Origin of the sequence: Fusobacterium sp., assembly GCF_032477075.1 — a bacterium.
Classification (GTDB): Bacteria; Fusobacteriota; Fusobacteriia; order Fusobacteriales; family Fusobacteriaceae; genus Fusobacterium_A.
Genome location: NZ_JAWDXO010000006.1, coordinates 31,760 through 43,873, shown reverse-complemented (window position 1 = coordinate 43,873; position 12,114 = coordinate 31,760). Strand labels below are relative to the sequence as shown.

The 12,114-nt window shown below is 29.4% G+C and carries 14 protein-coding genes; 4 read left to right on the top strand and 10 right to left on the bottom strand.

The annotated features are described in order from the left end of the window. Positions 1-2: 2 nt before the first annotated feature. The gene (locus E6771_RS04330) at positions 3-188 is read right to left on the bottom strand and encodes a hypothetical protein (RefSeq protein ID WP_316089900.1); all 186 of its coding nucleotides are present in this window, start codon (positions 186-188) and stop codon (positions 3-5) included. Between the two features lie 15 nt (positions 189-203). Next, positions 204-605, bottom strand: coding sequence for a large-conductance mechanosensitive channel protein MscL (mscL, locus tag E6771_RS04325; protein WP_316089899.1), 402 nt, complete (start codon positions 603-605; stop codon positions 204-206). A 214-nt stretch (positions 606-819) separates the two neighbouring features. Between mscL and E6771_RS04320 the strand changes: the two genes are divergently transcribed. After that, positions 820-2,547 (top strand): phosphoenolpyruvate carboxykinase, encoded by a 1,728-nt coding sequence (locus tag E6771_RS04320; protein WP_316089898.1) that lies wholly within the window; start codon positions 820-822, stop codon positions 2,545-2,547. Positions 2,548-2,733: 186 nt separating this feature from the next. Here E6771_RS04320 and E6771_RS04315 read toward each other — a convergent pair whose 3' ends face one another. From E6771_RS04315 to E6771_RS04280, 8 genes are all read right to left on the bottom strand, one after another. Beyond that, positions 2,734-3,795, bottom strand: coding sequence for an NADH:flavin oxidoreductase (locus E6771_RS04315; protein ID WP_316089897.1), 1,062 nt, complete (start codon positions 3,793-3,795; stop codon positions 2,734-2,736). Between the two features lie 24 nt (positions 3,796-3,819). Next, the gene (locus tag E6771_RS04310) at positions 3,820-4,062 is read right to left on the bottom strand and encodes a DMT family protein (protein ID WP_316089896.1); all 243 of its coding nucleotides are present in this window, start codon (positions 4,060-4,062) and stop codon (positions 3,820-3,822) included. Between the two features lie 363 nt (positions 4,063-4,425). After that, positions 4,426-5,304: a ribose ABC transporter substrate-binding protein RbsB gene (rbsB, locus tag E6771_RS04305; RefSeq protein WP_316089895.1), complete on the bottom strand. Its 879-nt coding sequence runs from the start codon at positions 5,302-5,304 to the stop codon at positions 4,426-4,428. Between the two features lie 16 nt (positions 5,305-5,320). Beyond that, positions 5,321-6,247, bottom strand: a complete 927-nt coding sequence (rbsC, locus tag E6771_RS04300) for a ribose ABC transporter permease (RefSeq protein WP_316089894.1) — start codon at positions 6,245-6,247, stop codon at positions 5,321-5,323. After that, on the bottom strand, positions 6,240-7,736 hold the full coding sequence (gene rbsA, locus E6771_RS04295) for a ribose ABC transporter ATP-binding protein RbsA (protein ID WP_316089893.1): 1,497 nt from the start codon (positions 7,734-7,736) through the stop codon (positions 6,240-6,242). The genes rbsC and rbsA overlap by 8 nt, the downstream gene beginning before the upstream one ends. 9 nt (positions 7,737-7,745) lie before the next feature. Then, positions 7,746-8,153 (bottom strand): D-ribose pyranase, encoded by a 408-nt coding sequence (rbsD, locus tag E6771_RS04290; protein WP_316089892.1) that lies wholly within the window; start codon positions 8,151-8,153, stop codon positions 7,746-7,748. After that, positions 8,128-9,063 (bottom strand): ribokinase, encoded by a 936-nt coding sequence (gene rbsK, locus E6771_RS04285; RefSeq protein WP_316089891.1) that lies wholly within the window; start codon positions 9,061-9,063, stop codon positions 8,128-8,130. The genes rbsD and rbsK overlap by 26 nt, the downstream gene beginning before the upstream one ends. Next, a complete protein-coding gene (locus E6771_RS04280) occupies positions 9,063-10,022 on the bottom strand; it encodes a LacI family DNA-binding transcriptional regulator (RefSeq protein WP_316089890.1) in 960 nt (319 codons plus the stop codon). The genes rbsK and E6771_RS04280 overlap by 1 nt, the downstream gene beginning before the upstream one ends. A 354-nt stretch (positions 10,023-10,376) precedes the next feature. On the opposite strand from E6771_RS04280, the gene E6771_RS04275 reads away from it, so the two are divergent. From E6771_RS04275 to E6771_RS04265, 3 genes are all read left to right on the top strand, one after another. Then, the gene (locus E6771_RS04275) at positions 10,377-11,183 is read left to right on the top strand and encodes a histidinol-phosphatase HisJ family protein (protein WP_316089889.1); all 807 of its coding nucleotides are present in this window, start codon (positions 10,377-10,379) and stop codon (positions 11,181-11,183) included. Between the two features lie 41 nt (positions 11,184-11,224). Further along, positions 11,225-11,509: a hypothetical protein gene (locus tag E6771_RS04270; protein ID WP_316089888.1), complete on the top strand. Its 285-nt coding sequence runs from the start codon at positions 11,225-11,227 to the stop codon at positions 11,507-11,509. A gap of 172 nt (positions 11,510-11,681) precedes the next feature. After that, positions 11,682-12,077, top strand: a complete 396-nt coding sequence (locus E6771_RS04265; RefSeq protein WP_316089887.1) for an META domain-containing protein — start codon at positions 11,682-11,684, stop codon at positions 12,075-12,077. The last annotated feature ends 37 nt before the right edge of the window (positions 12,078-12,114 follow it).

Genomic DNA, 12,114 nt, shown 5'->3' with positions numbered 1-12,114 from the left:
TTTTATGCTTTATTATAAAATTTATCTGGTTTTGAATAATCTGCATAAAAAATCTGATCAGCTTTTAACATTGGAGAAACTGTCAGTTCTTCAGTTTCATACTCTGAAGCAAGCTCTTTATCAAGTGTAGTTTTTAAAACTGCAATTTTTACTTTTTTCATAATCAATTCTCTCAAAAATATCTGCATTTTATTCTGAAGGGTTTATTTATTTTTTAGCAGATCTCTTATTTCAGTAAGTAAAACTTCTTCTGCTGAAGGAGCAGGAGCTGCTGCTGGAGCTTCTTCTTTTTTCTTTTTAAAATTATTTATAAATTTGATAAAAATAAATATACAAAAAACAATTATTAGAAAGTCAAGAGTATTCTGCAAAAACATTCCATATTTAAGCATAACAGGTTCTGTATTACTAACAGGAGAAGGAATTGTCAAAGCAAGAGAGGAAATATCTATCCTTCCAGTTATTATACCAATTAAAGGCATGAGGATATCATTAACCATACTTGAAACTATTTTACCAAAAGCTCCTCCTATGATTACTCCAACTGCCATATCAAGCACATTTCCACGTACTGCAAACTCTTTAAATTCTTTAAAAAATCCCATAAAAAAACCTCCATTTTTAACAATTATAAAAATATCATATATCATATGTTACTATAAATAAAGTTAATTTCCTTTTATTTTTTAATTATAAAAATAAATTATCATTTTTTTAAAAAATAAAAAATATTTTGCAAAAATATATTGACATACTTTGAAAAAGATGATAATTTATACCTATGAATAAATTGAAAGAAGATATTTTAGGAGGGGAAAAATGAGACAGGAAGCAACTATCAATAGAAACAGTATAACTGTAAATTTTACAATAAAATATTGTAATAATGCAGAGTCTTTGTTGGATAGTGACGGATTTAAAAGAATTATAAAAGCATTTTTAGAAAAATTAGAAAGAAAAGAAGTTCCAGTATATATATACATAAAAGAAAGATGTAATACAGAAGATGATTTAGCAGAAGTAATGACAAAATTTTTTAAACTTCTTATGGTTTTAGAAGCTGATGAAATAAATACATTGGATGAAAAATATGCCAGGCTTTTAGAAAACAGAGATGTATTAGTTGAATTTATAGAAAGACTGTATACCTTTTGGAGAAAATTTGAAAGATATGCAGTAGTAAGAAATACAAAAAGAGGAGAAGGTCTACAAAATGTCAACTTTATTGAAGCTATAAATAATTTTAAAAATTTGATATTAAGTACATATAGACAAATAGAAGAAGCGGTGATGGGATATAAACACAGAGTATACAGACAATTGAGTGCAGGAATAAATGCAGGAATAATATTAAATGATACTAAAAGAAGCTGTCCTTCTGAATATTCATTTTTAGAAAAAATACCTTTTATAGAAACTATTATATTGCAGCCTCCATTTATAACTTACCCAAAGAGAAATACAAGAACAGGAATATTTCAGGAAGTAAAAGAAAATCCATTTAAAGATATATGCATAAATACTGATAATTGGTTTTGTTATCCAGCTAAAGTTGGAGATTCTCTGGCTTTCATATATTTCAACAGATATTTTATGTCACAGGGAATAGCTCTGTGTAATCTTTTTGAATTAGCCAGAGAAGAAGAATATATGAATAGAAGACCAGATATATTATATATATATGGCGTAAAAGATTTTGAAAATGAAATGAAGACTGTATTTTATAATGACAAAGAAAATAATATGATGATAGGATATGCAAATTATAATGAGGATATAGACTATTTTGGATACATGAAAAAAATGATATTGACACTTCATAATATAAGAATGATAGAAAAGGGAAAACTTCCAATACATGGAGCTATGGTAAATATTGTTATGAAAAATGGGAAAACATTCAATATTGCCATTATGGGAGATAGTGGAGCTGGAAAATCAGAGAGTCTGGAAGCCTTTAGAACTCTCAGTGAAAAATATGTAAAAGATATGAAAGTTATATTTGATGATATGGGAACATTTGTATTGAATGAAACTGCCAGTCCTAAAGCATATGGAACAGAAATAGGAGCTTTTATAAGACTGGATGATTTAGATACTGGGTATGCTTATAAAGAAATAGACAGAAGTATTTTTATGAATCCGGATAAAATAAATTCAAGAATAATTATACCAATAGCTTCATATAATGATATTATGAAAGGCTATCCTATAGATATGTTTCTCTATGCCAACAATTATGAAGAGGGAGAAGAATTAGAATTTTTTAATTCAGCAGAAGAAGCTATACCTGTATTCAAAGCTGGAAAAAGAATGGCTAAAGGAACAACAAGTGAAAAAGGTTTGGTAGATTCATATTTCGCTAATCCATTTGGACCTGTACAGAATATAGCAAAAACAGATATACTCATAGATAAATTCTTTGAAGATATGTTTAAAAAAGGCGTGAAAGTAGGTCAGATAAGAACTCAATTAGGAATAAAAGGAAATGAAAAAGATGGTCCTAAAAAAGCTGCAGAAAAATTATTTGATCTTATAAAAAATTAGCTTCCTAAGATTTATTTTAAAGTATAAAAAAGACATCTGAAGTACTTCAGATGTCTTTTTCTATATATTAAAAAACACAATATAATTATAGTAAGTAAAGTTAATGAAAATATTATATTTAAAAAATACTTGAATATATTTAGTATAAGTCTATTTAATATATATTTGTAAGTTAAATAAGAATAGTTATCTGTTAAAAATACACTCTATTTTTTTACTAGGAACACGACATTTGTTGCAGGAAATACACTTTGATTTTCGAGTATCTCCCTCTTCCCATCTTTTTACTAAATCAGGTTCAGCAATAAAAGGTCTGGCTAATGAAAAATATTCTATTGAAGAATTGTTAAGAATCTCCTCCATTCCTTCTATGCTTCTGTTTCCTCCTACTAATATAGTAGGAATTTGAGTATTTTCAGCTATTGTATTAGCAAATATTTTGAAATAGCTTTCCTCTGAAGGGAAAGAAATAGTTCTTGAAGGATTAGCACCACTTACTTCAATAAAGTCAAGCCCCATCATAGCAAGCCTTTCGCAAACCCAAGAACTTTCACCAAAGTTCAGCCCTTCATCTTCAAAATCATCACAATTTATTTTTATCCCAACAATGAAATCATCTCCAACAGCTTCTCTTATAGAAAGATATACATCAATCAGTATTCTAGCTCGTCCATCTACATCTCCGCCATATTCATCTTCTCTTTTATTGTAGAAAGGATTTAAGAATTGGCTTAAAAGGTATCCATGAGCAGCATGTATCTGTATACCATCAAAACCGCTATTTTTTGCTCTCACAGCTGCATTTTTAAATTTTTCTACTAAATTACATATATCTTCCTGTGTCATTTCTACAGCTTCTATACCAGTAATAGGATTTTTATGTGTACTAGGTCCATAAATAATTTTACCAGAGTTTATGTTGTTTCTTCCCTGTGATCCTCCAGCAACAATTTGAAGGAAAACATTCGCTCCATATGAATGGACTTTTTCAGTAAGCTGAGTGTAATCATCTATAAAAGAATCATCATAGATACAAAGCATATTAGGAGCAGGAAGATCATCTTTCAGTACTGATGAGAAACTGGTAATTATATTGCCTACCCCTCCTTTAGCAAGATTTTCATAAAGATCAAAGAGCTCTTTTGTCATATGATCATTATCAGCAAGATTCTCCCAAACAGCACTTCTAAAAAGTCTATTTTTTAAATCAAGATTTGCAAGATTAGTTTTATCGAAAATAGTTTTCATTGAAGCCACCCCTTATGTTACATTTTATTTCTTAAACATAAAATATACAGCTCCTATCATGCAGAAAAATGCATAGATATAATTTAATTTAAATTCTTGTTTTAAATATAATATTGAAAATCCTGAAAATACTATGAGGGTAATTACTTCCTGTATGATTTTTAATTGAGCTACAGTAAAGTATTGAGACCCTATTCTGTTAGCAGGAATAGAAAAACAGTATTCAAAAAATGCTATTCCCCAGCTTGAAGCTATTGCAAATATCAAAGCACTTTTGGTATTTTTTAAATGTCCATACCATGCAATGACATAAAAATGTTAGAAACAAACAATAGACAGATTGGTAAAATTTTCATAAATATCTTTCTCCTTTGGAAATTATAATTTTAACACAAAGATTTTATAACAAAGAAGAAGAATAATCAATAAGATTTTTTAAAATAAGAATTAAATGATTGCTATATATTTAATATATATTTCTCTCAAAAATACATATATACAATTATATAACTTTTAAGAAAAAAAACAAGAAAATTTTTATAAAAAAAGCCTCTTATTATTCCGAAATAATCGTAATGTTAAGAGACTTTTAAAAATTGTTAAGTATTGATTAAAATATTAGTCTATCATTTATTTTATTAATTCTAAAGCAACAGGAACATTTTCCTGAACAGTTTCTTTTTTGATTATTTTATCAGCAACTTCTATTCCAATAGCTCCTATTTCAGCAGGTTTTTGGGCAACAGTAGCAGATAATTTTCCATCTTTTACAGCAGCAACAGCATCATCTGTAGCATCAAATCCAACAACTATTATATTTTTTCTTCCAGAAGATTCAATAGCTTTTAAAGCACCTAATGCCATTTCATCATTGTGAGCAAATACAGCATTGATTTCAGGTTGAGCCTGAAGAATATTTTCCATAACTGTAAGACCTTTAGTTCTGTCAAAATCAGCAGCCTGTTTAGCTACAACATCAAGTTTACCAGCAATAGCTTTGTTAAATCCTTCTCCTCTATCTCTAGCAGCAGTAGTTCCAGGAATACCTTCTAATTCAACCACTTTACCCTTTCCACCTAATTTTTCAATAATATAGTCACCAGCAACTTCCCCACCTAGAACATTATCAGAAGCAACATGAGAAACTACTTTTCCACCATTGGCAGCTCTATCAAGAGTTACAACTGGAACTTTACTTCTATTGGCAGCCCTTACAGAACTTACAACAGCATCTGAATCAGTAGGGTTGATAAGAAGAACATTTACCCCTTTCACTAAAAGATCTTCTACATTTCCTAATTCTTTAGAAGGATCATTTTGTGAGTCAAGAACTATAAGTTCATATCCTAATTCATTAGCTTTTTGTACAGCTCCCTCTTTTAATGTTACGAAAAAAGGATTGTTTTGTGTAGAAACAACAAGACCTATTTTTTCTCCAGCTGCAGAAGCTGCTGATGAAACAGCAACAAGTAAAGCTGCTACTCCAAAAACTTTTAGAAATTTTTTCATTTACACCACTCCTTATTTATTTGTTAGACTTTTTGTCTATTAATACTGCAATTAAGATAACAAGAGCTTTAATCATCATTTGATAATAAGAAGAAACATCAAGCAGATTTAAAGCATTTCCTAAAACACCAATTATAATGGCTCCAAGAGCTGTTCCAGTAACTTTTCCAACCCCTCCAGAAAGAGATGTTCCTCCTAAAACAACAGCAGCTATTGCATCAAGTTCATATCCTGTACCTGCTGTAGGCTGAGCAGAGAAAAGTCTTGAAGTAGTTATTACTCCTGCAAGAGCAGCAAGAACTCCACAAGTACCATATACCCATATTTTTATTTTATCTACATTTATACCAGAAAGTTTTGTAGCTTCTTCATTTCCACCTATTGCATATGTGTATCTACCAAATTTTGTATGAGAGAGGATATAATGACCTCCGATAAATAAAAGAATCATTAAATATATGGGAACTGGAATATTGAAGATATATCCATCACCAATATTTTCAAAAAGCATACCTCCATCACGAACAGTAATAGGTTTTCCATTGGTAAATACCAGAGTAGCACCTCTCAAAAAAGTCATTGTTACCAGTGTAACGATAAAAGCCTGTAATTTCATTACTGAAACCAGAAATCCATTGAAAAAACCAAAAATCATTCCTAAAACAAGAGTTATTATAAGGGCAATTAAAGGATTTAATCCAGTATTTAAAAGATAAGCCATAACTGCACCGCAAAAGGCAAGAATAGAACCTACAGAAAGATCAATTCCACCAGTAAGAATAACAAAAGTCATCCCTATAGCAATTATTGAATTTATAGAAGTTTGTCTTAGTACATTCAAGATATTTGCCATAGACAAAAATCTAGGATTTAGAATAGCCACTATTATAGAAAATATAACAAGGCCAATCAATGGTTTATTACTCCAAAGTTTTTTAAACATTATTTCCTCCTACTGCACATCTCATTATTTTTTCCTGTGTTGCCTCTTCTCCTGCGAATTCACCAGTTATTCTATGATTATGAATAACTAATATTCTATCACTAAGTCCAAGAATTTCAGGCATTTCAGAGGAAACAATGATGATGCTTAATCCTTTTTTCTTTAATTCATTAATGAAATCATATATCTCTTTTTTAGCTCCTACATCTACTCCTCTTGTAGGTTCATCTAATATAAGTATCTTAGGATTAGTTAGTAAAGCTTTAGCAATAGCTACTTTTTGCTGATTTCCACCACTCAGATTTTTAATTTTCTGATCAATAGTTGGAGTTTTGATACTAAATTTATCTACATATTCTTCTACACTGTTTTTTTCATTTTTTTTATTAATTTTAAAGAAAGTTGAAAAGAATTTTAAAGATGATATAGTCATATTTTCTTTGACACTTAATCCGAGAACAAGACCATCACCCTTTCTGTCTTCTGATACATAGGCTATTCCATTAGAAATACCATCTTGAGCTGACTTTATATTTTTTTCAGAACCATCAAGCAATACCTGCCCTGAATGTTTTTTCAAATGACCATAGATAGTTTTTACAAGTTCACTTCTTCCAGCTCCCATAAGGCCAGATATTCCTAATATTTCGCTTTCATGGAGAGTAAATGAGATATCATCTATATAGTCGTTTTTAAGATTCTTTACTTTCAGAACTTCCCTTCCTTTTTTTACACTTACTCTGGGAAATTGTTCATCAAGAGATCTTCCTACCATATTTCTAATAATAAATTCTTCATCAATATCTTTTACTTCTTTTTCACATATAAATTTTCCATCTCTCATTATTGTAATATCATCACATATTTCTGGAATCTCTTTTAATCTGTGAGAGATATATACTATGCTTTTCTTTTCTTTTGTAAGTTCTCTGATTACTTCAAAAAGACTTTCAGTTTCACTGTCAGTAAGAGCATCTGTAGGCTCATCCATCACTATTATTTTAGCATTTTGAGATAAAGCTTTTGCTATTTCCACCATTTGCATTTTTCCAATAGTAAGATTTTTAATTAATGTTTTTTCACTTTCAGCGACATTTAATTTATCAAGCAGAAATCTTGCTTCCCTATCCATAAGGTTAGAATCTATTTTTCTAAAACTATTTGTGATTTCTCTGCCTAGAAAAATATTTTCTGTTATACTTAATTCGGGAATTAAATTTAATTCCTGATGAATAACAGCAATTCCTCTTTCCTGCGAATCTGTTATATTTTTAAAATTTACTTTTTCATTTCCCAGATAAATCTTCCCACTATCCATTTGATATATACCAGTCATAATTTTGATAAGAGTAGATTTACCAGCTCCATTTTCTCCTAAAAGAGCCATTACTCTCCCATGATATATATTTAAATGGGCTCCATTAAGGGCTTTTACACCTGGGAAAGTTTTGACAATTTCAGACATTTTTAAAACTATTTCTTTTTCCATACCCTCTCCCTAAAATACTACTCCTGATTTCAATATTATATTTGCATATGGAGAACATTCTCCAGTTCTTACAATAGCCTCGCTGTTATGAGTGATTTTTTTAAACTCCTCATGAGGAACAAAAACAACTTTAGGATTCATACCTGCTTCTTTAAAAGATTTCATAATAGCTTCGTACATAGGCATATTTTTTTCCTTTATCTCTTCAGCAAGAATGATTTCCTCTACCTGCATTTCACTAAGTACAGGATCTAATACACTGATAAATCCCGGAAGACCAGCTTCTACAGCTAAATCTATTCTTTTGACATTTTGGGGAATAGGAAGTCCAGCATCACAAAGAGTAATATGAGCTGTATGTCCGATTTTTGCAACTTCATAAGATAGTTGACTATTTAACAGTCTGCTTTTTTTCATTTTTTTCTCCTTTAAAATTTTCTACTTCTTCAATAGTTGGTATAGATATTTGAGCTCCTTTTCTTGTTACAGTTATGGCAGAAACTTTTGTAGCAAATTCAATAGCTTCATCTAAATTATCAGCTTGAATATTTCTTACAAGTCCTCCTATAAAACTGTCACCAGCAGCAGTAGTATCTACAGCTTTTACTTTGTATGCACTATGCAGCATAGAATCTTTTTTATTTAGATGAAGAGAACCTTGACTTCCAAGAGTGACTATAAGTTCTTTTACACCCATATTTAAAAGTTTATGTGCAGCAGCTTCTATCTCTTCTAAAGTATTTGTAGGCATATTGGTTATAATACCTAGTTCACTTTCATTAGGAATGATTATATCACTGTTTTTTATGATTGCCTCATTCAGTATAGTAGCTGGAGCAGGATTTAATATAGTTGTTTTTCCAGCTTCCTTTGCTTTCTTTAATACATATTCTACTGTGTCCATAGGTATCTCAAGTTGTGTAACAAGAATATCAGCATGATTTATAATATCTATATGTCTGTCTATATATGCCCTGTCTACATCCATGTTTGCACCAGATACAACAAGTATTCTATTTTGTCCATTTTCTTCAACTATTATTTTAGCTATACCAGTAGATGAAGCAGAAGTTTCTATATAATTAGTATCAACTCCACTGTTGTTCATTGATGATATAAGATCTTTTCCAAATGAATCATTTCCTATCTTTCCAAGCATTGTAACTTTTGTCCCAAGTTTACCAATAGCAACAGCCTGATTAGCTCCCTTTCCTCCAGGCACCTGAAAGAATTCTTTTCCAAAAAGAGTTTCTCCTCCCTTTGGAGCTCTTTCACAAACAGTTACCAAGTCCATGTTTATACTCCCTGCAACTACAACTTTTTTCATTAAAACTCCTTTCTATTTTTTATCAAAATAGGTTCTATATATGTTTTTTTTCTTTTATTTTTATCTGTGAAGAAAAGAGAATACATCTTTTCTCCTATTATATCAAGAGGTATTTTACAGGAAATAATATCTATTCCAAGTACTTCAAGATATTCTATTTCTTCAAAGCATGATAATTGTATTTTTTTATCAACAGCTTTCATAGCTTTTAAAAATCCTAAAAGCATAAGGTTGTTAGAAGAAAATACTGCTGTAGCTGAAGTGTTTAAGATTTTATTACCAGCTTCATATCCACTTTCAAAAAGGAAATTTCCTTCATAAATATTTGCTTTAGAATATGGAATATTCATATCTTCGTGAGCCTTTATATATCCTTTTAGTCTCTCTTCACCATTGAGAGATGATAAATCTCCAGTGATGATGGCTGTATCTCTATGTCCTTTATTTAATAATTCTGTAACTACTTTATATGCTCCAGTATAATTATCGAGAAATACTCCAGGAAGAGTGTAATCTCTGATATCTCTGTCTAAAAGAAAAACAGGAATATTGTAATTAATAAGAGGGAGAAGAGGGTTTTCTTCATATTTACCATTAATTAGAATGGCAATAACTCCAGCTATTCTCTGTCCTATTATATTTTTTATAGCTTTTTTTTCCAATTCAATATTTTCAGATGTATTGTAAAGAGCTATCTGATAATCACTTTTAGCAAAATTTGCACATATATTATTAATAAGTGATGCAAAAAATGGATTGCTGATATTAGGTACTAAAAGAGCAATAGTATTATTTTCCATTTTAGAGAGATTTCTCGCAATAACATTTGGAGTATATCCCTTCTTCTCTACAAATGCTAAAATTCTTTCTTTAGTTTCAGGATTGATATTTTCACTCCCATTAATAGCTCTGGAAACAGTGGCTACTGAAATTCCAAGATGAGCTGCGATGTCTTTCATATTCATATTATCACCACTTGTTTTTATTATATGTAACCGTTTACATTAAAATATTACCCTACAGTTTGTACTTTGTCAATAATGAATGTTTAAAAATTGTAATAGCATACACTTTGAAATAAAAATTCATATTTTTCATAAAAAAATGTTATTTTATTTTAAACAAATAGAACGTAAAGGAAATTTCTATTACTGTATAAGGATTTTTTATAAAAAAAATGACTTTTAAAAGCACTTAAAAGTTTTTATTGTTTTATAATTGAATACAAAAAAATGATTGTAAGAATACTGTCATAAATTTTAAAAGTATGGTAGAATACTCATATAAAATAATGAATGACTGAGGTAAAGATTATGATTATAAACGACTATCATGTACATAGTGAATTTTCAGGAGATTCAACTCAAGATATGGAAGAAATTATTCAAAAAGCTATTTCTTTAGGTTTGCAGGAAATATCCATTACTGACCATCTGGAATATGATATAGAAGGAATGACTGACATATGGGTTCTGAAAGTAGATAAATATGTGAAGAGAGTATTGGAATTAAAAGAAAAATATAGAAAAAGTATAGATGTAAAACTTGGAGTAGAGGTGGGAGTTCAAACTCATACAAGGGAGTATTTAGAAGGAGTTGTAAGCAGCCATCCTTTTGATTTTGTAATAAATTCCAGTCATGCTATTAATAGAATAGACCTTGCTTTTGGTGAAATACAGGAAGGAAAAACTAAAGAGGAAGTACAGGCACTTTATTTTGATAATGTATTAAAAAATGTAGAACTTTATAATAAGTTTAATGTTTATGGGCATCTTGACTTTGTTACAAGGTATGGGGGACCTAAATATAGAGGATTAAACTATAAAGAAAATTTTGACAGAATTGATGCAATTCTTAAAAAATTGATAGAAAAAGGAAAAGGAATAGAAATTAATACTTCTGGATTTAGATATAAAGAAGATAGATTTTATCCTTGTACAGATATAGTAAAAAGATATTATGAGCTTGGTGGAGAAATACTTACAATAGGGTCTGATGCCCATATAAAAGAATATCTAATTATGGATTTTAAGCTAGTATATGACTTTTTGGAGAGTATAGGTAAAAAGTATATTACTTCTTTTGAAGGAATGCAGCCAATTTTTAAGAAAATAAAATAATATAACTTATAGAAAGAATTAGAGAAAGAAGAGGTAAGAAAATGACTTATGAAGTAAGCAAAGAAGTAATGAATGAGGTAATAAAAGAGTTTGCTAAAATAGCAAAAAAGTTAAAAGGAGATCTTGTAGTATTTACATCAAGGCTGGAAGATGAATATGTTATAAGAGATATTAAGGATTTTGAGAAATTGAAGATAAAAAATGGTGATATGGTAGAAGCTACTGTTTATGTAGATGATGATGATGAATTATTTGAAGAGTTTAGACTTGGAAATGGAAAAGATGATCAAGAAGTAAGAAATAAGATACTTGATAGAAAAAAATAGCATATTTTCAGTATTTATTGGAAATTAATAATTAAAAATATGTTAACAAAACTTACATAATGAAGATATTTGAAATGAAAAAATTATATTTTCAAGTTGTTTTAAAAACTGTTTGATTTAATGTATAAAAAATGATAGAGTGTATTAAAAGTCTTTAATGGAGGTAGAAATAATGTATAAAAAAATAGTAACTTTTTTAGCAGCAGGAGCACTTCTAGTTGGTTGTTCTAGTATAGGAGCTGGAAAAAATGATATAAAAAGTATAGAGAAACAAGAATTTCTGTTGACTAACATATACAAAGATGCAAATATAACTATTGCTTTTGAAGGAGATAGAATATACGGATTCTCTGGTGTTAACAGATATTTTGGAGGAGCTAAAATAGACGGAGATAGTATAGAAGTACTTAATGTTGCTTCTACTATGATGGCTGGACCAGAAAATAGAATGCAGGCTGAAAGTGGATATATCAAACTTTTAAATGAAGCTGACAGGATAGAAGTTAAAAAAGATAGTATCATATTACTTACTAAAGATAATGAAAAATTGATATTTGAAAAAAAATAATCAAATTATTTATTAAAAGTACATAAGAAACTGTAAA